This is a genomic window from Streptomyces sp. RP5T, from assembly GCF_003933965.1.
Classification (GTDB): domain Bacteria; phylum Actinomycetota; class Actinomycetes; order Streptomycetales; family Streptomycetaceae; genus Streptomyces.
The window spans coordinates 1-21,388 of sequence record NZ_RSAJ01000010.1 but is presented as its reverse complement, the minus strand read 5'-3'; the positions used below and the strand labels follow the sequence as shown (position 1 = coordinate 21,388).

Here is a 21,388-nt window from a genome sequence, read left to right as displayed (position 1 = left end):
CCCACCACGCCACGGCAGTTGAGGAGGGCAGCCGCATCGGGCCGATCGGCTGTCACGAACCGGGGCGCTGTCCAGTCAATGAGGAAAGGGCGGACTCCTCCCGGAGCCCGACCGCTACTGCCGCCGTCGCCGCCGGCAGGGAACGGAGACGAGACCTCATGTTCAGCACACCCGGAGACTCCCGCACCTGGTTGGTCGGGCTGCCGTGCCGGTCGGACGGCTCCCGGATCGTCTGGCTGTACTACGTCGTCGGCGAGGCGCCGGACAGCGCCGAAGCCCTGTGCGCGGCGGTGCGCCTCGCCAACAGCGCCCGCGAGCGGGACGCCCGCGGCCAGGTGCCCGTGGAACTCGATCGTGCCGAAGTGCAGCGGATACGACAGCACATCCTGGGCGACTACGTTCTGGAAGCCTGCTGAACCCAGGCCGTGTCAGCCGCGGCCCCGCCACCCCGGGCCACGGCCCCGCCACAAGCCCCATTGCGGGGACGACGCCTCCGGCTGTCACAAGCGCGCCCCCTGTCCGGTCAGTACGGGGATTGGTGTCCGACACGATCCGAGGAGGACCGGGATGATGTCCCAAGGCGTTGATCTTCAGGCGGACCCCGCCACCGTCGCGGGGTCGCTCACAGCCGAGGCGACCGCTCTCGAAGGGCGGCTGCGCCAGCTCCGTGAGGCCGTGCAGGTCGTGAACACACGTATCGCGTCAATCGCCGAGTCCCTGCAGACCCTGCGCGGCACCGCGACGACACACGGCGGAGAGAGGGCGCCCTCCGCGTCGCCGGAGAACGCCCACCCTCGCGATTGAGAACGCACGAGCCTCTCAGCCCCGCGCCGACACCTCCTGAAGCACCCATGCGTTGCCGTCCGGGTCGCTGAACTCGGCGTAGGAGTGATAGTCACGACGCTGCGGGTCGGGCCCCTCGACCCGCTTCTCGTCGGTGCTGCGGTGAAACACACCGCTCGTGTCGTGGAAGATTCCGCCCGTCACCACGCCTTTCGCATCGAGTTCCCGGCAGGCCCGCTCGATGTCGGAGACGACGAGGTGCAGACCCCGCACCGAGCCCGGGGCAGCCGTGGTGACTCCGGCCCCGAACAGGATCGAGCACGCCGATCCCGGGGGCGTCATGTGCACCACGCGATAGGAGGCGTCGAGGGCGTGGTCGGCATCCAGTCGGAATCCGACGGACTCGTAGAACGACTTCGCCCGGTCGACGTCCGAGACAGGCAGTACCAGGACGGCCAGCTTGAGCTGCAGGGCGTCCGCGCGCTCTCCGGCGGCCGGCATGCCCGCCGCCTCGGCTGACGCGCCCGCGCCCTCAGCGCCGCTGTCCGCCCGCGCGTCGTCCTCCACCTCCTCGATCTCCACCCGGTACCGGTGGATCCCGGTCCGCGGACCGTGGGCCTCGACGGTCCAGCCCTCCACCACACGCCACAGCGCGTCGGTGCCTTGCAGGTACGTCCCTTCCGGCGCGGCGGCGGCCCGGAGTTCGGCGTCCAGTACCGCGTGCCGTTCGTGCGGCACGTGGAGTTCCAGGGCGAAGCGGCGCAGCGACCGCGTGCCGTGCGCGGCTTCCGCCGCGGGCAGTGGTACGGCGGCCATCTCGCGGAGCCCGCCGAGCAGGGTGACATGCAGCGTCGTCATGAGACCGTCACCGGCTCCCTTCCGTGCCGGCCCGCGCGATCACGAGCGCTCCTCGTCGTCGACCCAGCTCATGAGCTTGCGCAACTCCTTGCCGGTGGTCTCCAGCAGCAGTTCGGAGTCCTGCTTGCGGTATTCCTGATACCTCTGCAGGCCGCCGTGGTACTCGGCCATCCACTCACGTGCGAAAGTGCCGTCCTGGATCTCGGCGAGGACCTTCTTCATCTCAGCCCTGGTGGCGTCCGTGATGATCCGCGGGCCGGTGACGTAGTCGCCCCACTCGGCGGTCTCGGAGATCGACCAGCGCATCTTCTCCAGGCCGCCCTCGTACATGAGATCCACGATCAGCTTCAGTTCGTGCAGGCACTCGAAGTACGCGATCTCCGGCTGGTAGCCCGCCCCGGTCAGCGTCTCGAAGCCTGCTTTGACCAGGGCTGACACGCCACCGGCGAGCACGGCCTGCTCACCGAACAGGTCGGTCTCGGTCTCCTCGGTGAACGTCGTCCTGATGACACCCGCACGGGTGCCGCCGATGCCCTTCGCGTACGACAGAGCCAGCGGGAAGGCGCTTGCCGTGGCGTCCTGCTCGACCGCCACCAGGCACGGCACACCGCGGCCCTCCTCGTACTGACGACGCACGAGGTGACCCGGCCCCTTGGGGGCGACCATGCACACGTCCACACCGGTCGGCGGCTTGACGAAACCGAAACGGATGTTGAAGCCGTGCCCGAAGAACAGCGCGTCCCCGTCCTTCAGGTTCGGGGTGATGTGCTGCTCGTAGATCTCGCTCTGGAGCGGGTCCGGAACAAGGATCATGATCACGTCGGCCTCGGCGGCGGCCTCCGCCACCGTCACCACACGCAGGCCCTGCTCCTCGGCCTTGGCCTTGGACTTGGAGCCCTCGTGCAGTCCCACGCGCACGTCGACACCCGAGTCACGGAGCGACAGCGCGTGGGCGTGGCCCTGGCTGCCGTAACCGATGACCGCGACCTTGCGGCCCTGGATGATGGACAGGTCGGCGTCGGCGTCGTAGAACAGCTCGGCCATGGCAATCCCCTCACTCGTAGCCGCCCGCATCGAACGGCGGGGCAGAAACACCCGCCGTCGAGGGACAGCAGAAACACTATCTCATTCAATGTGGTCACACGTTTTGCATTGTCCGGGTTCAGCAAGTAGGCGATGCGTCCTCGAGGGGGCGGCGCAGAGTCCGTGCACCGCGTTGCCGCCCTCCACGCCCCGTCGGCGAGCAGGCGAGGGCGAGACCGATGTCCCGCGTCCGGGCCCGGACCGTCGTCGCGCTGCCCGTCTCCGGGGCCGTGCGCAGCGGAACGCCGGTACGGTGCAGCACGGCCGCCATACGGGGGTCGTCGGGGTGGACGACGCCGTAGACCTCGGGTACGCCCAACACCACGGCGAACCGGCCGAGTTCTTCCAGGAGCCGGGTGCCCAGTCCTCTGTTCTGCCAGGTGTCCTCCACCAACAGCGCTGCCTCGGCGTCACCGTCGTCCGACAGCAGATGCCCTATCGCGACGAGCCGCCTACGCGAGTCCTGCACCGCCAGGTGCACCGAGCGGGGTCGGGACAGCAGCGGCCCCAGGTAGGTGTCGGGGTCACCCATGGCCCGGTGGTAGCGATGCCACCGGGCGGCGGCGGAGCACCGGCGGTGCAGAGCGGCCACACGGCGCTGGTCGTCCTGGTCGACGCGCACGATCCGCAGTGCCTGTCGCATGTCCCTCTCCCTCGCCCTCGGCGCACCGCCGGTCGGCTGGGGCCCAGTCATCAGACCGGGGGACACGGGTCGTTGTGACGGTGTGCCGTTGCCAGGGGGCGCTGCCGCGTTTCTGTGGGGCTGTCACATACGCCCGCACACCTTGGTCTTCTCTGCGAGAGCGGGTCGGGCCCGCGGGACCGCCCGGGACGCGCGGCTCTCACGCGTCCACCCTCAGCGACTTCGAGAAAGGCAGTTTCATGCCGATCGGCTCAATCACCGTTCTGGACGCCGGCCCCTTCGACGGGGTGGACCCCGACGACTACGTCAGGGCGGCCATGCGGTGGCACTTCGCACCCGAGACGGGGTCCCGGTACTGGCTGGAACGGGTCGACCGGCTCGGTTTCGACCCCCGCCACGACGTCAAGGGCGTGGCGGACCTGGCGCTCTTTCCCGATCTGACGGACGAGCTGCGCGAGGTGCGGGTGTCCGATCTCGTCCCCCGCGGCTACGGTCCGCGGGTCCGTCCGCTGCACGTGTTCGAGAGCGGCGGCACGACCGGGGCGCCCAAGCGGGTCGTGCAGATGGAGGACTGGGCGCGGCACGGCAGCGAGCAGGTGACCCGCCGCCTCCGGGACCACGGACTGCCCCTCGGCGCACTGTGGCTGACCGTGGCGCCGACCGGCCCGCACCTCGTGGGCGATGTGCTGCAACGGGCCGCGGCAGGTCTCGGCAGCCCCGGGCTGGGGGTCGACATGGACCCCCGCTGGGTCAAGAAGCTCCTCGCCGCGGGCCGTCGCGACGAGGTCGACGCCTACACCGACCATCTCGTGGACCAGTGCCGGCGCATCCTGCTCGGCCAGGACATCGGTGTCATAGCCGCCACCACCCCGATGCTGGAGCGCTTCGCGCGGGACAGCGACCTCGTGGAGGTCCTCAACGGCAAAGCCCGGGCGATCATCTGGGGCGGCACTCACATGGATCCCGACACCCGGGACCTGTTGCGGACCGAGGTGTTTCCCGACGTGCCCCTGGTCGGCATGTACGGCAACACCATGATGCTCACCGCGCTTCTGGAACGGGTCGGTCTCACGGCGTCGGAGCCGTGTGTGTTCGACCCCGTCTCGCCGCACGTCTTCCTGAGGGTCACGGATCCCGACACCGGGCAGCAGGTGGCGGAGGGCGAGCGGGGCCAGGTGGTGGTGAGCCACGTCAGCAAGTCCATGCTGATCCCCAACAACAGGGAGCGGGACACCGCGTTGCGGGTCCGCCCGGCTGCGGGTCACGCCGGGGACGCCGTCGCCGACATCGCGCCGATGCCCGCTGTCGAGGGTGAGACGGTCATCGAGGGTGTCTACTGATGGCCCCCGTACCGGCCACCGAGCCGCCGCACCTCGACGCCCTGGGCCCGCGGGGCACCTACCGCACACGTGTACCGAGCACGGTGACCGACGTGGCCGGCGCCCCGATCGCGCGGCTGAGTCTGGTTCCCCCGCTGTACGCGGCTCGGGCGATCGACGCCTTGCGCCAGGCGCCGCCGATCGCCGCGGCCGATCTGGAGACCGTGTTCGCGACCGCCGGCGAGGCCTTCGTCGCGGGCACCGTGGGGGGCTTGAGCGTCCGGGAGTACGAGCGTCACGTCAGCCGGACCTCGGGCACGCCGCTCGCCGTGGTGCGCGCGGCAACCCGGGGAACGGCGCACTTCGTACGACACGCCGCCTCGTCCGCCGACCGTGGCAGGCCGCGTGGCGCCGCCCGCGGCCTCGGCGACCCCGCCCTGCATGAGACACACACGGTGTGGGCACGTCAGGGCGACGTGTTCGCCGTCAACGCGTCCGGCAACCACCCCGGCGTACACCGGGTCTGGCTGGAGGCGCTGGCGCTGGGTTACCGCGTCGCCGTGCGCCCGTCCCGGCGCGAGCCCTTCACCCCCTACCGGCTCGTCGCGGCACTGCGTCAGGCGGGAATCCGGGACGACCAGCTCATGCTGCTGCCCACCGACCACGCGACCGCCGACACACTCGTCCACGGCGCGGACCGGGCCGTGGTCTACGGCGGCGACGACGTGGTGACCAAGTACGCGCACGACGCGAGGATCCTGCCGCAGGGGCCGGGACGGTCGAAGATCCTCATCACCGCGGACACCGACTGGCGTGACCATCTGGACACCCTCGTCGCGTCCGTCGCCGGCGAGAGCGGCACCGCGTGCGTCAACACCACCGCCCTCCTCATAGAGGGCGACCCGGCCCCGCTCGCCGAGGCCCTCGCGGCACGTCTGGCCGCCCTGCCCAGCCTTCCCCCACAGGATGAAAGGGCCCGCCTGCCGGTGTGCCCGCAGGAGCGGGCGCGAGCCCTCAGCGCGTACCTGAAAACAGTCGCGGCCGGAACGCACGCCTGGCTCGGCGGCGACGGGATCGCCGACGACCTCGGGGACGGCAGCGCCGTCCTGCGACCCGCCGTGCACCAGACCGCGAGCGCCCGAGCCCCTCAACTGCGGACCGAACTGCCCTTCCCCTGCGTGTGGATCGCCCCCTGGACCCGCGCCGACGGCATGGTGCCGCTGCGCGACACGCTCGTGCTGTCGGCGCTGACCCGGGACCAGGAGCTGTGGGAGGCCCTGATCGCGGAACCCAGCATCGCCAACGTGTACTTCGGCGATCAACCGACCCACTGGATGGCGCCAGGTGTCCCGCACGACAGCTACCTCTCCGACTTCCTGATGTGGAGCAAGGCGGTGTACGAGGCCCCGTCCTGAACGGTGTTCGTCTCCTCGGTGCGGGCCTGCCGTGATGGGCACCCGCTCCCTCGGTAGGGCGACGACCGTCGCTCGGGCCGTCCGGCGCGGTGGTCCGCGGTCAAGCAGCGCTTGACCGCGGACCACCGCGCCTTCGCCGCGTCGGGCTCGCGCCCGCCTTTTCCGTCCCGGGCTCAGTGGGGCATGACCAGCATCACGGCCGTCCCTAGTGCCATCGCCCCCTCGCCCACGTACCGTGCCGGCGTCGCCGCCGCGGCACGGCGCGCTGCGCTCACGGCCGAACGCAGCGTGGGCATGGGGCGGGTCAGCGACCACAGCGCATACGCCAGCAGGCAGGACGCCAGCGACAACGTGATCGCGGAGCCGCCGGGAGAGACTCCGGTGCCCAGAAGAGCAGGCCCGGTGGAGTGCGCGGCCGCTCGTAGGTGTGCGCGCGCCGGTCCGGTCCCGGTGTGCGGCACGCGCAGCATCCAGGCCATCGCGGCCATGCCGGCCGCATGCGGCAGCCGGTGGATCGTCGCCGCCGTCCTGCCGGTCTCCCGGCGGCCGACCGGCAGGAGAAACCACACCGCACCGGCGGTGAAGACACCGCCGGCGACGGCAGCGTGCCCCGCGGGGACGTCGATCCAGGGCATCGCCGCCATGGACACGGCCATGGCGGCGGCCAGCAGGCGGTCCACCCGGACACCGAACCCGGTCCCGGGTGACCCGACGCCCCGCGCCGGCCCCTGCAGGAGCACCGCCACGAAGAGCAGCGTCAGCAGACAGTGCACCAGGACGACGGGCGTGCCCATGCCGTGTCCGTGCCAGGTCAGGCGGTGGGGCGCGGTGCCCGCAGGTGGGCGCGCTCCGCCAGTTCCTTCTCGTCGACCAGTTCCAGCATGGGCTTGCCCGGAGCACACATCATGGTCACCACGAAGCGTGTGCGCGCGTCGGGAAGAGCGTTGCCGTCCTGGTAGTGGATGGCGTCACCGCCGGGCTCCCAGAAGGTGCCGCCCGCTTCCACCACGCGCTCGGGCTCGCCCTCCAGCTCGAAACGGACCGCGCCCTCGATGACGTAGCCGAAGGCGGGGCCGGAGTGCCGGTGCGGGGGCGTGCCCGGGTCACCCGGCTCCCACTCGACGAGAATGGTCATCGCCGACGCCCCTTCCGGGACGGTGATCGGTGCGGCGTCCTGGAGCACCTGCGCCGCCGTCATCCAGCCGGCGGTCCCCTCCTGGTCGCCGTGCGCGTGGTGGCCGTGGGCGGAGTGGTCGTGTCCTGTCATGTTGTCCGACACTGTGTTGCACCTTCCGTAGGCGTGAACATCGTTCGTCACTGGTGACCGGGTACCTAACGCATATGTGACAACCGGCCTTCTCCCACAGTCCGTTCACTTGTCGGCCACGGTCTCCCTGAGCATCGGGCGGGCCATGGAACCGGGAGGGTGAGTCCGGGGGATCGGGCGCGACGATTGCCACCGTGTGACCGGGGATCGCGAAGGAGATAGCGTGAGCGGATGCGGCCCGCGGCGCGTGCTCTTCCCCCTCGCGCGTAGCATGTAGGGCGCAAAGCCAGAAGGGACGACCCATGCGCGCTGGCGCCCACCCCGACACGTTCGACCGCGGTCTCGAGGACTTCCTCTCGGCCAGACCCCGGTTGTTCGGCATCGCGTACCGCATCCTCGGCAGTGCCGTCGAGGCCGAGGACATCGTCCAGGACACCTGGCTGCGATGGCAGAACACCGACCGCGCACAGGTCCATGAACCGGCCGCCTTCCTGACCACGGTCACCACCCGGCTCGCGATCAATCTGGCCCAGTCCGCGCGGGTACGCCGGGAGTCCTACGTCGGGCCCTGGCTCCCCGAGCCGGTCGACACCACCCAGGACCCGCACCTGGGTGCGGAACGCGCCGAGGCGGTCGAGCTGGCGGTGCTGTTGCTGATGGAGAAGCTCAACCCGATCGAGCGTGCCGCCTACGTGCTGCGGGAGGCGTTCGACTACCCCTACCAGCGGGTGGCCGAGATTCTTGAGACCAGCGACGCGAACGCCCGGCAGCTGGTCAGCCGGGCGCGCAAGCATCTGGGTGCCGAGCGCAAGGAGCGCGTCAGCCCCGCGGCCCACCGGCGTCTGCTCGAAGGTTTCCTCTCCGCCGCGCGCACGGGAGATCTGTCCACCCTGGAGAACCTGCTGACCTCGGACGTCGTCAGCTATGCGGACGGCGGCGGCATCCGCGGCGCGTCCAGGATCCCCGTCATCGGCCGCGATCACGTCTCGCGTTACCTGGCCGCCTTCGCCCCGCGGTTCTGGCCGGATGCCGAGACCCGGTTCGTCGAGGCCAACGGCCGGCCCGCGGTGCTCATCGCGCGGGACGACGCCCCGGTGGCCCTGTTGTGCGTGGACACGTCCGAGGCCGGCATCGAGCGCATCATGTGGGTGATGAACCCGGCAAAGCTGAACCCGTACGTCCTGTCCCTGGAGGCCTGACAAGCACCCCTTCGTCCTGTCATTGGGGGCCTGGCCGGCCCCCCTGCACGTCGTCCCTGGGTGCCTGCGCCTCCGGCCCGCCGCGCCGGGCCCGGGCGGTTCACCACGGGAACCACGGGTCGGCGTCGACGGTCTCCTCCTTGCGGGCGGCGAATCCGGACAGGTCGTTCTTGACCGCGTGCTGCGGGGGCAGGGCGGCGACCACGGGATGGTCGGCCCGCGCGGCCCGCGCGGCCCGCCCGGTGCCCTCCCCCGGCGCGTCGCGGAAGTACTCGGCGTTCACGGACCGGTATTGCGCCCACCGTGCCGGCAGGTCATTCTCGTGGAAGACGGCCTCGACCGGGCAGACCGGCTCGCAGGCGTGGCAGTCGACGCACTCCCAGGGATTGATGTACAGCGTCCGCTCGCCCTCGTAGATGCAGTCGACCGGGCACTCGATCACACACGCCCGGTCCTTGATGTCGACGCACGGCTCCGCGATGACGTAGGTCATCGTCCCCACCTCCCCTTCGCCGGCCGGCGGTTGCGGAGCGCACGGCCTTCGTGCGCCCGGCCGGTGTGCCGTATGACCGGCCCGGCCGCCAAGGTGTGACACCGACAGGCGGGCGGGCCCGGCCCGAGCCCGGGCGACGGTGTCACAAAGCGTCGCTCCACCTGGTCGTAGCAGGTGACCACCCCGAGCGATGGGAGCAATCGTGGTTGCCACCGAACAACGTCTTTCCACCACCGTGCTGGTGATCGGCACCGGCGGAGCGGGCCTGCGCGCGGCCATCGAGCTGGCCGAGGCCGGCGTCGCTGTCCTCGCCGTCGGCAAGCGCCCCAAGGAGGACACCCACACCTCTCTCGCCGCCGGCGGGATCAATGCGGCCCTGGCCACGATGGACCCCGAGGACACCTGGCAGCAGCACGCCGCCGACACCCTCAAGGAGAGCTACCTTCTCGGCGACCCCCGCACCGCCGAGATCGTCACCCGGGGAGCCGCCCTCGGCATCGACGACCTGGAGCGCTACGGCATGGCCTTCGCCCGGGAGGAGGACGGCCGGATCTCCCAGCGCTTCTTCGGCGCCCACAAGTTCCGCCGCACCGCCTTCGCGGGCGACTACACGGGCCTGGAGATCCAGCGCACGCTCATCCGGCGCGCGAACCAGCTGGACATACCGGTGCTCGACAACGTCTACATCACCCGTCTCCTGGTCCACGACGGCGCGGTTTTCGGCGCCTACGGCTTCGGTCTTGCCGACGGCAGGCGCTACCTCGTGCACGCGGACGCCGTCATCCTCGCGGCCGGCGGCCACACCCGGATCTGGCGGCGCACCTCCTCACGGCGCGACGAGAACACCGGTGACTCCTTCCGGCTGGCCGCGGAGGCCGGGGCCCGGCTGCGCGACCCGGAACTCGTCCAGTTCCACCCCTCCGGCATCATCGAGCCGGAGAACGCGGCCGGGACCCTGGTGAGCGAGGCGGCCCGCGGCGAGGGCGGCATCCTGCGCAACGCGCTCGGCGAGCGGTACATGAACCGCTACGACCCCGTACGCATGGAGCTGTCCACCCGCGACCGGGTCGCCCTCGCCTCCTACACCGAGATCAAGGAAGGCCGCGGCACGCCCAACGGCGGGGTGTGGCTGGACGTCTCCCACCTGCCCCGACAGACCATCATGAACCGGCTCCCCCGCGTCTACCAGACACTGCTGGACCTGCAGATGCTGGACATCACCCGGGATCCCGTCGAGGTCGCGCCCACCGCGCACTACTCGATGGGCGGGGTGTGGGTCCGCCCCGAGGACCACAGCACGGACGTGCGGGGCCTGTACGCCATCGGTGAGGCCTCCAGCGGACTGCACGGCGCCAACCGGCTCGGCGGCAACAGCCTCATCGAGCTGCTGGTGTACGGCCGCATCACCGGACAGGCGGCCGCCGCCTACTCGGAGTCCCTGACCGCACAGCCGCGCTCGGCCGCCGCGGTGGCCCGGGCCCGCGCGGAGGTCGACGACCTGCTCGCAGCGGACGGGCCCGAGAACGTGCGCGCCCTGCAGCGCGCGATCCGCAACACCATGACCGAGCACGCGGGCGTGGTCCGTGACGAGGAGGGGCTGCGCACTGGGCTGGCGGAGCTGGACGCCATCGAAAAGCGCATGGAGGACGTCGGCGTCCATCCGGACATCGCCGGCTTCCAGGACCTCGCCCACGCCTTCGACCTCAAGTCGTCGGCACTGGCGGCGCGAGCCACGCTGGAAGCGGCGCTGGAGCGGCGCGAGACGCGCGGATGCCACAACCGCAGCGACTACCCCGACATGGATCCCGCGCTGCGGGTGAACCTCGTCTGGTCCCCGACCGACGGGATCACCCGCGAGCCCATCAGCCCGGTCCCCGACGAGATCGCGGCCCTCATGGAGGACGTTTCGGCGGACGGAAAGCTCGTCGAATAGCAATTTCCCGCCCGTAGAGAATTTCCGGAATGCGGGAAAGGTGTCACAGCTCAGATCGGTTCCCGGTCATACCTCGTGCAGGCAGCAGATGAGAATGAGTGAAAGGAACGTCCCCATGAAGGTCGTAGTGATCGGCGGCACCGGACTGATCGGCTCGAAGGTCGTCAGCAAGCTCAACGAACACGGCCACGAGGCGGTGGCGGCCGCCCCGAACACCGGCGTCAACACGCTGACGGGCGAGGGCCTGGCCGAGGTGCTGGAGGGCGCGGCCGTCGTGATCGACGTCTCCAACTCGCCCTCCTTCGCGGACGACGACGTCATGGAGTTCTTCCGCACCTCCACCACCAACCTCCTCAAGGCGGAGGCGAACGCCGGTGTCACCCACCACGTCGCCCTGTCGGTGGTGGGTACGGAACGGCTCCAGGACAGCGGCTACTTCCGTGCCAAGCAGGCGCAGGAGGAACTGATCAAGGCCTCCGGGATCCCGTGGTCGATCGTGCATGCCACGCAGTTCTTCGAGTTCATGAAGGGCATCGCCGAGTCGGCGACCGAGGGTGACACCGTCAAGCTGGCCCCGGTGAAGATCCGGCCCGTCCATTCGGACGACGTCGCCGCCGTGGGCCGCACCGCCGTGGGCACGCCGGTCAACGGTGTGGTCGAGGTGGCCGGTCCCGACACCTTCCAGCTGGACGAGCTGATCCGCAAGGGCCTGGCCGCCAAGAGCGACCCGCGTACGGTCGTCGCCGACGTGCACGCCCCGTACTTCGGCGCCGAGTTGCAGGAGACCACGCTGCTTCCCGGACCGGACGCCCGCATTGGCGAGACGCATTTCGTCGACTGGCTCGCCCAGCAGCAGTAGGCGCGTCTTCACCGGCCTGTCGTTCCACGCCCCCGTGGAACGACAGGCCTGTTTTCTGAGCTTCGAAAGGCACTGTCACAGCGTCCTCGGTCCCCCGGTCGTTGAGGGGGAGACGATCGCCGGGTCTGTGAGCGCCTCGTGGCCGCATTCCGACGACCCGGGCCCCGGAGGAACGGAGTCAGAGGGACATGTATCCAGAGGCATTCCCCACAGAGGCACCCCCCGCGGACAGGAGCCTCGCCGAGGCCGTCACCACCTTCGTGGAACTGCGGCCCCGGCTCTTCGGTATCGCCTACCGCGTCCTGGGCAGCGCGACGGAAGCCGAGGACGTCGTGCAGGAGGCGTGGCTGCGCTGGCAGCGGACCGACCGTTCGGCGGTGCACAGCCCCGCGGCGTTCCTGTCGAGCACGACGACGAGGCTGGCCATCAACGTGGCGCAGTCCGCCCGCGTGCGCCGCGAGACCTACATCGGGCCCTGGCTGCCCGAACCCATCGACACCAGCCTCGACGCGGTGGCCGGCGCCGAACGCGCGGAGGCCCTGGAACTCGCCCTGCTCCTCGTCCTGCAGAAACTCACCCCCACCGAACGGGCCGCCTACGTGCTGAGGGAGGCCTTCGAGTACGGCTACTCGGAGATCGCGGAGATCCTGCGCCTCACCCCGGTCAACGCCAGGAAGATCGTGAGCAGGGCGCGCAAGCACCTCACGGACGAGGAGCGGGACAGTGTCGACGTCCAGGAGCACCGCAGTCTGCTCGATGCTTTCGTCGCGGCCGCCCAGGAAGGGGACGTGGCCTCGCTGGAGGCACTCCTGACGCCCGACGCGGTCAGTCTGTCCGACGGCAACGGGCTGCGCGGCGCGGCCCGCGTGCCCGTGGTCGGTCGTGCCCGGGTGGCGAACCTGTCGACCGCCGCGTCACGCTTCTGGCCGACGGTCGAGATCGCACCCGTGCAGGCCAACGGGCGCGCCGGGGTCCTGCTGCACCGGGACGGCCGGCCTGCCACCTTCATGACCATCGCCGCTACACGGCGGGGGATCCACCGGGTGCTGTGGGTGTTCGCCCCCGACAAGATCGCCACCTTCCTCGGATCCCGCGCCGACTGCGCGCCCCCGCCCGCGCGTCCCGTGGACGCCGTGGCACGTGATCTCACCCGGGAAGGGAGCGGTTCCAGCTACGCAGTTTGTCGGGGTTGAGAACCGCCCATATCTGAATCACCAGCGCGTCCGCGATGTCGAGCGTCAGCACCGCGGCGACCTGGTCGTCACACCGGGCGACGAGGCCGGTGCGCCCGTTGACCGATCCGGTGCGCAGGGTCACGCGCCGCTGTCCCGCCAGCAGGACCAACAGGCTGCGGGCGACCTGCTCCTCACCGCGAACGGGCCGGCTCAGCGCCCGGATCTTGCCGCCGCTGTCGAAGAAGGCCATCGCGTCGGGGGCCAGCAGCGACCGCAGCCGGAGGCCGTCCTGATCGCTGCACGCCTGCCGCACGGCAACGGTGATCTCATGCTCGCGGCGCGCCGACACGGGCCGTGCACGCCGCGCAGCCACAGTCAACCGGGCCTGCTCGACCGGGTCCACGTCCTCGCCGCACAGGGCGCGCAGGGGCTGGATCTCCCGTTCCTCCCCGCCGGGCCCGGCCGGCGCCGGTCGCGTCAGACATGCCTCGTCCACGGCCCGGGTCAGCCAGACGCGGGGGGACGGCATCCGGAGCCGCTCCGGATCGGTGAGGTGGTACCACCGCCGGTATGCCTCGTCGACGACGCGTTCGGCCGCGACGGGACTGCCGAGCGCGCGGCAGGCGACGTCCAGCAGGTGCCGCCGTTCGTCGAGCGACTCGGCGAGCGGTACCGCGCCAACCACATGATCCATGGAGCGACCCCCACGCCGACGAGAGTCCGGAGCGCAGCCGCCGCGACGGCATGACTCAGACGTTACCCGCCCCCGTCCGCACCCGGTTGGTCGGCCGACCGATCGAGACGGAAGCTGCGGCATGATTTCACAACACACTGATGATGTGCCACTTAGTGTCACGTCTTCGTCGGTCCTGGAACGCCCGACGGGTCCGCCATCCGCAGCCGGGCAGGGGGTGGGTGCGGCAGGGCCGCGCGATCACGGGCCCGCAGTCCGTCGAACGCGATCTCCAGGAAGCGTTCCCAGGCCCGCGGTTCGCGGTCCAGCAGCGGTTGGGCGGTCTGGTGGATGCCGCCGAGGAGCAGCACGATGTCGGTTCCCGTGATGTCACCGCGGACGGATCCCTGTTCTCTGGCCCGGGCGGTGAGGTCCTCGACCGTGTCGCAGAGCCGGTCGATCGCCTCGCGTACGTCGGCGTGTTGCAGCGAGGGCCGGCCGATGACGTCGCAGAACGCGCGGTCGGCGGCGAGCAGGCCGATTCCGTGTGCCATGAAGTCCTTCAGCGCACGGCCGGCGTCATCGGCGCGCAGGAGCCGGTCCGCCGTCGCCAGCAGCCGGTCGAGCAACTGCATCATGATCGCCGCGAGAAGGTCGTCCTTCGTCGGGAAGTGCCGGAACACCGTGCCCTTGGCGACGCCGGCCCGCTGGGCGATCGAGTGCATCGACACATCCACCCCGCATTCGGCGAAGGCCTCGGTGGCCGCTCGCAGGAGAAGCCGCCGATTGCGCACGCTGTCGGCCCTGGCCTGCACTGCCGCCGTGCTCCCGGTCACGATACACCCCCCTTTCAGTGTCACAACGTTAACACTGAACCTGACTCGATGGTCATGTTCAGTGTTACGCTCGCCCAACATGACCCCCCGGTCATCTTCTCGGGCGCCCTGTCCTGTCCTCGCACACGACACGGCCTGCCCGTCTCACCTCAGAATCCCTTTCGGAGTTGACATGAGTTCCGTTCTCGACCCCAAGGTCGTCCTCGTCACCGGCGCCTCGTCCGGCATCGGCAGGGCGACCGCGCTGGCGCTGTCCAAGGCGGGGGCCACCGTGGCCGTCGGTGGCCGCAGGACCGACCGGCTCGAAGCTCTGGCTCAGGAAGCGCCCGGGGAGATCCTCGTCCTGGACATGGACGTCAGCGACCCCGAGTCGGTACGCAAGGCCGTCGACCGGACCGTGGAACGCTTCGGCACCCTCGACATCGTCGTGAACAACGCCGGCATCATGCTCACCGGCCCCGTCCTGGGCGCCGATCCCGCGGAGTGGACCCGCATGGTGGAGACCAACCTGCTGGGCTCCATGTACACGGTGCACGCGGCGCTGCCCCATCTGCTGCGCTCCCGCGGCGCGGTGGTCCAGATCTCCTCCACCTCGGGCCGTATCTCCTCGGCCGGCGCCGCGGTGTACTCCGCCACCAAGTTCGGCGTGAACGCCTTCGCCGAGGCGCTGCGCCAGGAGGTGACCGAGCAGGGGGTCCGCGTCGTCGTCGTGGAGCCCGGCTTCGTCTCGACCGAGTTGGCCGACCACATCGCCGACCCGGCCCATCGAGCCGCGGTCAAGGCCATGGCCGAGTCGATGCGGACCCTTCAGCCGGAGGACATCGCGGCGGCGGTGGTCTACGCCGTCACACAGCCCGACCATGTCGCGGTCAACGAGATCCTCGTACGCCCCACCGACCAGTCCCGCTGATCTTCCCTGGTCACCCCTGGTCACCCGCGGGGCGGCAACCGCCGCCCCGCGCCCCCTGCTTGCAGCCGGGTACGGGCACGCCGGCCGTCACAGTCGGGCGCCCCGCACGGTCTGAGCTTCGGGAGGCACAAGTCGTGCCTCTGCCGCCACCTCGGCTGAGAGGCAAGCATGAACACGCGCATCGTTACCGTGGCCGAAGGAAAGCAGCTCGCGCGCTCCGTGGCGATCGGTACACACCGCCTGACAGCCGACGAGCCGGAGCCCGTCGGCACCGACACCGGCCCCACCCCGGGCGAACTCCTCCTGGCCGCGCTCGGAGCGTGCACGTCCATGGCGGTACGGGCCTACGCGCAGCGCCACGAATGGGCGCTGGACCGGGTCGACGTCGCGGTCCGCTTCGGGGTACAAGGGCAGGTGGTCAAGAACATCGGGCTCGTCGGGGAGTTGACTCCCGCGCAGCGTGACCAGCTCCTCGCGGTCGCGGGACGCTGTCCCGTCCATCGGCTGCTGACCAAGGACGTCACGATCATCACCGTGCCCACGTTGCTCGCGGAGCCCGCACCACTTCCGTGAAGCGTCAATCCCCACACAGGAACGTGGGGTGCGGGGACCGGCTGTGAGGCCGGTCCCCGCACCCCACGTCCGTCATGCGTGGGACTCCTGCGCTCAGGCGGTCGCCTGCGCCGCCTCGTTGATCAGACGGGCCACGTCACCGGGTCGCGAGACGCTGACCGCGTGGGAGGCGGAGACCTTCATGACGGAGGCCCCGGCCCGCTCGGCCATGTAGCTCTGCACCTGCGCGGGGATGTTCCGGTCCTCGTCCGCCACCAGCACCCAGGAGGGAATGTCCCGCCACGCGGGCGCGGACGCGCCCTCCGCCAGCGCGACTTCGGCCACCGGGCGCTGAGCAGCGGCCATGACGGCCGCGGTGTCCTCGCGGACGTCGGCGGCGAACTGCTTGTGGAACGCTGCCTGTTCGATGTACAGGTCCATGACCTGCTTTCCGTCGGGCAGCGTCACCGGCACGGGCCGGAGCGTGTCGCCGAGGGTGCTGCCGGGGAACTTGCCCGACAGGGTGACGGCGCTCTCGCCCTCCTCCGGCAGGAACGCCGCGACGAAGACGAGCGCCTTGACCTCGGGCAGCCCCTTGGCGGCGTTGCTGATGACGGACCCGCCGTAGGAATGGCCGACGAGGACGACGGGGCCCTCGACGGACATCACGATCTGCCGGACGTACTCGGCGTCGGTGGTCAGTCCGCGCAGCGGGTTGGCGACGGCGATCACCGGATAGTCGTGCGCGAGCAGCTTGTCGACGACACCGTTCCAACTGGAGGCGTCCGCGAACGCGCCGTGGACGAGGACGATGGTGGGCTTGTGTGCACTCATGAAATTGGCCTTTCGACGTGCCGGGGGATGAGGTTCGGGTGGGCGGCGTCAGTCGGTTCCGAGAGCCTTGCGCAGCACGTGGATGGCCTGCTCGATCGCGGCGGTCGACGCCTGGGTGCCGCGGACCGTGTTCAGCATCATGAAGTCGTGCAGGGAGGCGTTGTAGCGGATGCTCGTCGTCGGCACACCGGCCTGGACGAGCTTGCGGGCGTAGGCCTCGCCCTCGTCGCGCAGCACGTCGTTCTCGTCGACGACGACGAGCGCCGGCGGCAGATCCCGGAGATCTTCCAGCGTCGCCCTCAGCGGCGAGGCGGTGATCTGGGCGCGCTCGGCGGGGTCGGTGGTGTAGGCGTCCCAGAACCACTCCATGGCCTTGGCCGTCAGGTGCGGGCCGTGCGCGAAGGTCCGGTAGCTCTCGGTGTCCTGGGCCGCGTCGGTGACGGGGTAGTACAGCGACTGGTGCACGAAGGCCACATCGCCCCGTTGCTTGGCCATGTGGGTCAGGGCGGCGGTCATGTTGCCGCCGACCGAGTCACCGGCGACGGCCAGGCGGGAGGCGTCGAGCCCTTCGGCGGCGCCCTCGGTGGTGATCCACCGGGCGGTCGCGTAGGCCTGCTCGATGGCGACCGGGTACTTGGCCTCCGGGGAGCGGTCGTACTCCACGAACACCAGGGCCGCCTTCACCCCGACGGTCAGCTCGCGCACGAGCCGGTCGTGCGTGCCGGCGTTGCCGAGGATCCAGCCGCCACCGTGCACATAGAGGATGACGGGCAGGGGGCCGGTGGCGCCGACGGGCTTGAGGATGCGCACTCGCACATCGCCGACCGAAGCCGGAACGGTGATCCACTTCTCGTCCACGCCGGGCTTCTCGATGGGCTGCGCCTGCACGTCGTCGAGCAGCTTGCGCGCACCCTCGACCCCGAGCTCGTACAACAGCGGCGGCTTGGCGGTCGCGTCGGCGAAGCCCTGTGCGGCGGGCTCGAGAACGATGTCGTTCATGGTGTGTTCCTTCTCTGACGACTAAGGAGGACTTTTCACACCATGGGACCGGACCCGCAGCAAATGTGTGACACGAGAAGGTCCCGGGCCGCGGAGCACGGCCCGGGACCGGACACCGGAGCGGGGGCTAGGAACGGAGTGCGCCGGGTTTCGGCAGCGGCTCGCCGTCCACGAACAGGTCGACGTGCTCGTTGTAGAAGGCCGTCAGGCCCGCGATGCGGTGGGCGTGGATGGTCGGGAAGTCGTACGCCCAGGCGATGTCCTCGTGGGCAGCGGTGGAGCCGTCGAACGACCAGTAGCCGCTCGTCGTTCCCTTGTACGGGCAGCGGGTCACCGTGCCGGTCCGCCGCAGTCGGGCCCAGTCGACGTGCGCGCGGTCAAGGTAGTAGCGCGTCGGCAGGCCGGTCTCGAAGAGTTTGACGCACGCCGGCGCCTCCGCCAGGACGACGCCCTCCAGCTCCACGCGGACGCTGCTGGAGGAACGCACGGCGTCCACACGCGCGTACGGACTCCGGGGGTGGACGAAGACGGGTTCGTCCTCCTCGAACCAGTAGTCGATGGCCGGCCACTCGAAGCGCACCGTGCCCTGGAGCGGCGCCGGGGCGTCCTTCCCCCACACCCAGGCAGCACCGGGGCGCGAGTCCCCGCCCACGGACAGAGTGTGCCGGTGCGCCATGCCCGCGCCGTGCTCCTCGACGACCCCTTCGTCGTCGAGGACGCCATCGACGAGGTCCCGCACCGGGATGCTGAACTGCGGATAGGCCTGCCACTCCCAGACGTACAGGGCGCGCCGCGTGTCGAAGACGGTGCGGCCGCCGATCACGCCCCTGATCCGGCGGGGCACCGGCTCCACATGCCCGACGGGCACGAGGAAGCTCGGATGCAGAACACTTTCGGTTTCCATGGTCATCACCTGAGTCGGTCGGAAGTTCCGCGCCCGTTCGGACGGAACACGGAGTGGGTGTGCGCCCGGAATGCCCGCGTCCTCGGGCCGTCACGGACCTCGGGGTCCGTCCGGCGCCGGCGCGCACAGCGCTGAGCAGGGCTTGTTTCGCTGTCACAGCAGGTGGCGGAGGCCGGTCTGTGCGGGGAGACAGTCCCCCGTGGAGAGGAGATCACGCCGTGCGCACGCCCACCCATTATGACGCCAACACTCTTGACACTAACAAGACAACCTTCTCATGCACACTGTGCACACTGTCGTCGAGGGCCGGACCCCGCAGCGGTCGGGCCCGGTAACGCGCCCGACCACACCATCCGGTACTCCAGCCGCGCCCGACCGGAACCGCGGCTCCTCTCCCCCACCGCTCCTTCGTCGGAGGATTCGCATGTCAGCCCTGCCCCTGCTCGCCCCGCTGCGACGCGTCACGACAGACGTGCTCGAAGTCGCCTATTACGAGACGGGCTCCCCCGACGGTGACGCCGTCGTCCTTCTGCACGGCTTCCCCTACGACATCCACAGTTACGTGGAGGTGGCCCCCTTGCTGGCCGAAGGCGGCTTCCGGGTCATCGTCCCCCACCTGCGAGGGCACGGCCCCACGAGATTCCTGTCCGACTCTCTTCCCCGTTCCGGCCAGCAGGCGGCCCTGGGGGCGGACGTCGTCGCGCTCCTGGACGCCCTCGGCATCGAGCGGGCCTACCTCGCCGGCTACGACTGGGGCGGTCGGGCGGCCACGGTCGCCGCGGCGCTGTGGCCCGAACGGGTCCTCGGCCTGGTCTGCGTCAACGGCTACCTGATCCAGGACATCGGCGCCGCCATGAACCCCATCTCCCCCGAACTGGAGGCGGGTTTCTGGTACTTCTACTACTTCCTCACCGAGCGCGGCCGCACCGGACTGGCAGCCGATCCACGGGGCGTCGCCCGGGTCATCTGGAAACGCAACTCCCCCGTGTGGGGCTTCGGCGAAGCCGAACTGGAGCGGGCCGCCGAGGCCTTCACCAATCCCGACTACGTCGATGTCGTCATCCACTCCTACCGGCACCGCCTCGGCCTGGCACCGGGCGCGGACGAGTACGCCGAGATGGAAGCCCGCCTCGCCGGCCTTCCTCCGATCACCGTCCCCACGGTCACCCTGGACGGCACCGCCGACGGCAACTTCCCGGCGACCGACGGGTCATCGACCGCTCACCACTTCACCGGCCCCCGCCTGCACCTTCAGGTCGCGGACGCCGGCCACAACCTGCCGCAGGAACGCCCAGAGGCATTCGCCGCGGCGGTACGGGACGTACGGGCCCTGCGACGGGGACACCCCCGCCACGACTGCCTCACCCGCTGACACGCGAGCGCGCGGCCCATCGGCGCGCCGACGTCACATCTGACTGTGCCCACCGGTCACATCGAGTGCGGCGGGCATGCGACCGCCTGACTGCCTCAGCCTCAGCCTCAGCCTCAGGAAAGGAACCACCATGTCGTACCCGTACCCGGAACAGAAGTACTTCGGCGAAGAGGGCGAGGTCAGCGCCGTGTTCCGGCCCGCCGACATCCCACCCGACCTCGGCGAGAGCGGGCCGGGCAAGGACGCCACCCACTACCTCGCCACCACCGCGACCACCCGCGGCGAGTTCGGGCTGTACCGCGTCGAGATGAGGCCGCGGGCCGGCGGCCCGAAGACGCACTTCCACAAGCGGATCTCGGAGTCGTTCTACATCCTGGACGGCACCGTGCGCATCTTCGACGGTGTGCGCTGGGTGGACGCCCGCAAAGGCGACTTCCTGCACGTGCCGCAAGGCGGACTGCACGCCTTCCGCAACGACTCCGACGCACCGGCGGACATGCTCCTGCTGTTCACACCGGGCGCGCCACGCGAGGAGTACTTCGAGCAGGTGTCGCAGCTGGCGCACGCCTCCGAAGAGGAGCGCTCCGCGTTCTTCGACCGGCACGACTCCTACTTCGTGGAGTAGGTCCACCCCTCCGGTGTCCCGCGGCGCCCACGCGCTGCCCGCGGTCGTCGTCGCGGGACACCCGCCGCCGGGACGACCCAGGTTCGGGCGACGGGCACTTTGTCACACCCACACCCTTCGTCCGGTCAACCAGGCAGGGCGCGCGGGCGCATCCGACCTCGCCGCCGCCCTCTCAGCACGTCCTGGCCGTCACGTCCGACCGTCCCGCCCTCAGCGAAGGAGACCGCATGAAAGCCGTCGTTGCAGGCGCCACGGGACGGATCGGATCGACATCGGTCACCGGTCCGCGGGACCACGGGGCGCAAGCGGTACCGCTTCCCCTGGGCGCCTACCGCGTCGCCTCGGGTTGCCTCCGGGCCAAGGCCGCACAGCAGGACCTCGTCCACCGCTCCGCGCTGCCGTGTTCCCTGGTGCGCGGCACCCCGTATTTCACGTCCGTGCAGAGCGCCGTCCACGCGGGCGTGGGCAAGGACGGGGTGCACCTGCCCCCGCTGCTGTTGCGGCCGGTCAAGGCCGACCGAGTCGCCGCGCGTGCGGCGGTGCAGACCGGCCGGGGCGCCCCGAGCTATGGACCACTGATCCGGATCGTCAACCCCTGATCCACTCGCGCCGCACCGTCCGACGGCCCGCGGCATCCACCGCCCCCCTCCCTCCCC

Annotated in this window: 24 protein-coding genes; 13 read left to right on the top strand and 11 right to left on the bottom strand. The window is 70.5% G+C overall.

Going from position 1 to position 21,388, the window contains the following annotated elements; translation table 11 throughout:
* Positions 1 to 158 precede the first annotated feature (158 nt).
* Complete coding sequence (locus tag EHS43_RS02155) at positions 159 to 416, top strand: hypothetical protein (protein WP_125188833.1); 258 nt, start codon at positions 159 to 161, stop codon at positions 414 to 416.
* A 151-nt stretch (positions 417 to 567) separates the two neighbouring features.
* Entirely contained in the window at positions 568 to 804 is a 237-nt protein-coding gene (locus tag EHS43_RS02150; protein ID WP_125188832.1) for a hypothetical protein, read from the top strand.
* A 15-nt stretch (positions 805 to 819) separates the two neighbouring features.
* Here the strand turns inward: EHS43_RS02150 and EHS43_RS02145 are convergent, their stop codons facing one another.
* The 3 genes from EHS43_RS02145 to EHS43_RS02135 all read right to left on the bottom strand — a co-directional run bounded on the left by EHS43_RS02145 (position 820) and on the right by EHS43_RS02135 (position 3,367).
* Positions 820 to 1,254, bottom strand: coding sequence for a VOC family protein (locus EHS43_RS02145; RefSeq protein ID WP_125188851.1), 435 nt, complete (start codon positions 1,252 to 1,254; stop codon positions 820 to 822).
* A gap of 426 nt (positions 1,255 to 1,680) precedes the next feature.
* A complete protein-coding gene (ilvC, locus tag EHS43_RS02140; RefSeq protein ID WP_125188831.1) occupies positions 1,681 to 2,685 on the bottom strand; it encodes a ketol-acid reductoisomerase in 1,005 nt (334 codons plus the stop codon).
* Between the two features lie 118 nt (positions 2,686 to 2,803).
* Positions 2,804 to 3,367: a GNAT family N-acetyltransferase gene (locus EHS43_RS02135; protein ID WP_125188830.1), complete on the bottom strand. Its 564-nt coding sequence runs from the start codon at positions 3,365 to 3,367 to the stop codon at positions 2,804 to 2,806.
* 239 nt (positions 3,368 to 3,606) lie between these two features.
* On the opposite strand from EHS43_RS02135, the gene EHS43_RS02130 reads away from it, so the two are divergent.
* Entirely contained in the window at positions 3,607 to 4,707 is a 1,101-nt protein-coding gene (locus EHS43_RS02130) for an AMP-binding protein (RefSeq protein WP_125188829.1), read from the top strand.
* Complete coding sequence (locus tag EHS43_RS02125; RefSeq protein ID WP_125188828.1) at positions 4,707 to 6,101, top strand: aldehyde dehydrogenase family protein; 1,395 nt, start codon at positions 4,707 to 4,709, stop codon at positions 6,099 to 6,101. The genes EHS43_RS02130 and EHS43_RS02125 overlap by 1 nt, the downstream gene beginning before the upstream one ends.
* 173 nt (positions 6,102 to 6,274) lie before the next feature.
* Here EHS43_RS02125 and EHS43_RS02120 read toward each other — a convergent pair whose 3' ends face one another.
* Together EHS43_RS02120 and EHS43_RS02115 are read right to left on the bottom strand one after the other, a co-directional pair.
* Positions 6,275 to 6,895 carry a DUF5134 domain-containing protein gene (locus EHS43_RS02120; RefSeq protein WP_125188827.1) on the bottom strand — a complete coding sequence of 207 codons (621 nt, stop codon included), beginning with the start codon at positions 6,893 to 6,895 and terminating at the stop codon, positions 6,275 to 6,277.
* Positions 6,896 to 6,912: 17 nt separating this feature from the next.
* Complete coding sequence (locus tag EHS43_RS02115) at positions 6,913 to 7,299, bottom strand: cupin domain-containing protein (protein ID WP_260470349.1); 387 nt, start codon at positions 7,297 to 7,299, stop codon at positions 6,913 to 6,915.
* Between the two features lie 371 nt (positions 7,300 to 7,670).
* Between EHS43_RS02115 and EHS43_RS02110 the strand changes: the two genes are divergently transcribed.
* Positions 7,671 to 8,567, top strand: coding sequence for an RNA polymerase sigma-70 factor (locus tag EHS43_RS02110; protein WP_125188825.1), 897 nt, complete (start codon positions 7,671 to 7,673; stop codon positions 8,565 to 8,567).
* A 100-nt stretch (positions 8,568 to 8,667) separates the two neighbouring features.
* Here EHS43_RS02110 and fdxA read toward each other — a convergent pair whose 3' ends face one another.
* Positions 8,668 to 9,060 (bottom strand): ferredoxin, encoded by a 393-nt coding sequence (gene fdxA / locus EHS43_RS02105; RefSeq protein ID WP_125188824.1) that lies wholly within the window; start codon positions 9,058 to 9,060, stop codon positions 8,668 to 8,670.
* Between the two features lie 202 nt (positions 9,061 to 9,262).
* On the opposite strand from fdxA, the gene EHS43_RS02100 reads away from it, so the two are divergent.
* The 3 genes from EHS43_RS02100 (at position 9,263) to EHS43_RS02090 (ending at position 13,045) form a co-directional block, all read left to right on the top strand.
* Complete coding sequence (locus EHS43_RS02100) at positions 9,263 to 10,993, top strand: L-aspartate oxidase (protein ID WP_125188823.1); 1,731 nt, start codon at positions 9,263 to 9,265, stop codon at positions 10,991 to 10,993.
* Positions 10,994 to 11,108: 115 nt separating this feature from the next.
* Entirely contained in the window at positions 11,109 to 11,852 is a 744-nt protein-coding gene (locus EHS43_RS02095; protein ID WP_125188822.1) for an SDR family oxidoreductase, read from the top strand.
* Between the two features lie 188 nt (positions 11,853 to 12,040).
* Positions 12,041 to 13,045 carry an RNA polymerase sigma-70 factor gene (locus EHS43_RS02090; RefSeq protein WP_125188821.1) on the top strand — a complete coding sequence of 335 codons (1,005 nt, stop codon included), beginning with the start codon at positions 12,041 to 12,043 and terminating at the stop codon, positions 13,043 to 13,045.
* On the opposite strand, the gene EHS43_RS02085 is transcribed toward EHS43_RS02090, so the two are convergent.
* Together EHS43_RS02085 and EHS43_RS02080 are read right to left on the bottom strand one after the other, a co-directional pair.
* Positions 12,999 to 13,721: an RNA polymerase subunit sigma gene (locus EHS43_RS02085; RefSeq protein WP_125188820.1), complete on the bottom strand. Its 723-nt coding sequence runs from the start codon at positions 13,719 to 13,721 to the stop codon at positions 12,999 to 13,001. The two genes, EHS43_RS02090 and EHS43_RS02085, sit on opposite strands and share 47 nt — an antisense overlap.
* A gap of 158 nt (positions 13,722 to 13,879) precedes the next feature.
* The gene (locus tag EHS43_RS02080) at positions 13,880 to 14,536 is read right to left on the bottom strand and encodes a TetR/AcrR family transcriptional regulator (RefSeq protein WP_260470346.1); all 657 of its coding nucleotides are present in this window, start codon (positions 14,534 to 14,536) and stop codon (positions 13,880 to 13,882) included.
* Between the two features lie 172 nt (positions 14,537 to 14,708).
* Here EHS43_RS02080 and EHS43_RS02075 point away from each other — a divergent pair, with 172 nt between their 5' ends.
* Both EHS43_RS02075 and EHS43_RS02070 read left to right on the top strand, forming a co-directional pair.
* Positions 14,709 to 15,446: an SDR family NAD(P)-dependent oxidoreductase gene (locus EHS43_RS02075; protein ID WP_125188819.1), complete on the top strand. Its 738-nt coding sequence runs from the start codon at positions 14,709 to 14,711 to the stop codon at positions 15,444 to 15,446.
* Positions 15,447 to 15,614: 168 nt separating this feature from the next.
* Entirely contained in the window at positions 15,615 to 16,019 is a 405-nt protein-coding gene (locus EHS43_RS02070; RefSeq protein WP_125188818.1) for an OsmC family protein, read from the top strand.
* Positions 16,020 to 16,112: 93 nt separating this feature from the next.
* Here the strand turns inward: EHS43_RS02070 and EHS43_RS02065 are convergent, their stop codons facing one another.
* From EHS43_RS02065 to EHS43_RS02055, 3 genes are all read right to left on the bottom strand, one after another.
* Complete coding sequence (locus tag EHS43_RS02065) at positions 16,113 to 16,832, bottom strand: alpha/beta fold hydrolase (RefSeq protein ID WP_125188817.1); 720 nt, start codon at positions 16,830 to 16,832, stop codon at positions 16,113 to 16,115.
* A 48-nt stretch (positions 16,833 to 16,880) separates the two neighbouring features.
* The gene (locus EHS43_RS02060; protein ID WP_125188816.1) at positions 16,881 to 17,831 is read right to left on the bottom strand and encodes an alpha/beta hydrolase; all 951 of its coding nucleotides are present in this window, start codon (positions 17,829 to 17,831) and stop codon (positions 16,881 to 16,883) included.
* 127 nt (positions 17,832 to 17,958) lie between these two features.
* Positions 17,959 to 18,735, bottom strand: coding sequence for a DUF427 domain-containing protein (locus EHS43_RS02055; protein ID WP_125188815.1), 777 nt, complete (start codon positions 18,733 to 18,735; stop codon positions 17,959 to 17,961).
* 424 nt (positions 18,736 to 19,159) lie between these two features.
* Between EHS43_RS02055 and EHS43_RS02050 the strand changes: the two genes are divergently transcribed.
* From EHS43_RS02050 to EHS43_RS02040, 3 genes are all read left to right on the top strand, one after another.
* Positions 19,160 to 20,107: an alpha/beta fold hydrolase gene (locus EHS43_RS02050; protein ID WP_125188814.1), complete on the top strand. Its 948-nt coding sequence runs from the start codon at positions 19,160 to 19,162 to the stop codon at positions 20,105 to 20,107.
* Between the two features lie 130 nt (positions 20,108 to 20,237).
* Complete coding sequence (locus tag EHS43_RS02045; protein WP_125188813.1) at positions 20,238 to 20,732, top strand: cupin domain-containing protein; 495 nt, start codon at positions 20,238 to 20,240, stop codon at positions 20,730 to 20,732.
* A gap of 227 nt (positions 20,733 to 20,959) precedes the next feature.
* On the top strand, positions 20,960 to 21,331 hold the full coding sequence (locus tag EHS43_RS02040; RefSeq protein WP_125188812.1) for a hypothetical protein: 372 nt from the start codon (positions 20,960 to 20,962) through the stop codon (positions 21,329 to 21,331).
* Positions 21,332 to 21,388 lie beyond the last annotated feature (57 nt).

What these genes read in the sequence shown, in the direction of transcription:
- EHS43_RS02155 (WP_125188833.1), top strand. Translation starts at nt 159, where the DNA reads ATGTTCAGCACACCCGGAGACTCCCGCACCTGGTTGGTCGGGCTGCCG.
- EHS43_RS02150 (WP_125188832.1), top strand. Translation starts at nt 568, where the DNA reads ATGATGTCCCAAGGCGTTGATCTTCAGGCGGACCCCGCCACCGTCGCG.
- ilvC (WP_125188831.1), bottom strand. Translation starts at nt 2,685, where the DNA reads ATGGCCGAGCTGTTCTACGACGCCGACGCCGACCTGTCCATCATCCAG.
- EHS43_RS02135 (WP_125188830.1), bottom strand. Translation starts at nt 3,367, where the DNA reads ATGCGACAGGCACTGCGGATCGTGCGCGTCGACCAGGACGACCAGCGC.
- EHS43_RS02130 (WP_125188829.1), top strand. Translation starts at nt 3,607, where the DNA reads ATGCCGATCGGCTCAATCACCGTTCTGGACGCCGGCCCCTTCGACGGG.
- EHS43_RS02125 (WP_125188828.1), top strand. Translation starts at nt 4,707, where the DNA reads ATGGCCCCCGTACCGGCCACCGAGCCGCCGCACCTCGACGCCCTGGGC.
- EHS43_RS02120 (WP_125188827.1), bottom strand. Translation starts at nt 6,895, where the DNA reads ATGGGCACGCCCGTCGTCCTGGTGCACTGTCTGCTGACGCTGCTCTTC.
- EHS43_RS02115 (WP_260470349.1), bottom strand. Translation starts at nt 7,299, where the DNA reads ATGACGGCGGCGCAGGTGCTCCAGGACGCCGCACCGATCACCGTCCCG.
- EHS43_RS02110 (WP_125188825.1), top strand. Translation starts at nt 7,671, where the DNA reads ATGCGCGCTGGCGCCCACCCCGACACGTTCGACCGCGGTCTCGAGGAC.
- fdxA (WP_125188824.1), bottom strand. Translation starts at nt 9,060, where the DNA reads ATGACCTACGTCATCGCGGAGCCGTGCGTCGACATCAAGGACCGGGCG.
- EHS43_RS02095 (WP_125188822.1), top strand. Translation starts at nt 11,109, where the DNA reads ATGAAGGTCGTAGTGATCGGCGGCACCGGACTGATCGGCTCGAAGGTC.
- EHS43_RS02090 (WP_125188821.1), top strand. Translation starts at nt 12,041, where the DNA reads ATGTATCCAGAGGCATTCCCCACAGAGGCACCCCCCGCGGACAGGAGC.
- EHS43_RS02085 (WP_125188820.1), bottom strand. Translation starts at nt 13,721, where the DNA reads ATGGATCATGTGGTTGGCGCGGTACCGCTCGCCGAGTCGCTCGACGAA.
- EHS43_RS02075 (WP_125188819.1), top strand. Translation starts at nt 14,709, where the DNA reads ATGAGTTCCGTTCTCGACCCCAAGGTCGTCCTCGTCACCGGCGCCTCG.
- EHS43_RS02070 (WP_125188818.1), top strand. Translation starts at nt 15,615, where the DNA reads ATGAACACGCGCATCGTTACCGTGGCCGAAGGAAAGCAGCTCGCGCGC.
- EHS43_RS02065 (WP_125188817.1), bottom strand. Translation starts at nt 16,832, where the DNA reads ATGAGTGCACACAAGCCCACCATCGTCCTCGTCCACGGCGCGTTCGCG.
- EHS43_RS02060 (WP_125188816.1), bottom strand. Translation starts at nt 17,831, where the DNA reads ATGAACGACATCGTTCTCGAGCCCGCCGCACAGGGCTTCGCCGACGCG.
- EHS43_RS02055 (WP_125188815.1), bottom strand. Translation starts at nt 18,735, where the DNA reads ATGGAAACCGAAAGTGTTCTGCATCCGAGCTTCCTCGTGCCCGTCGGG.
- EHS43_RS02050 (WP_125188814.1), top strand. Translation starts at nt 19,160, where the DNA reads ATGTCAGCCCTGCCCCTGCTCGCCCCGCTGCGACGCGTCACGACAGAC.
- EHS43_RS02045 (WP_125188813.1), top strand. Translation starts at nt 20,238, where the DNA reads ATGTCGTACCCGTACCCGGAACAGAAGTACTTCGGCGAAGAGGGCGAG.
- EHS43_RS02040 (WP_125188812.1), top strand. Translation starts at nt 20,960, where the DNA reads ATGAAAGCCGTCGTTGCAGGCGCCACGGGACGGATCGGATCGACATCG.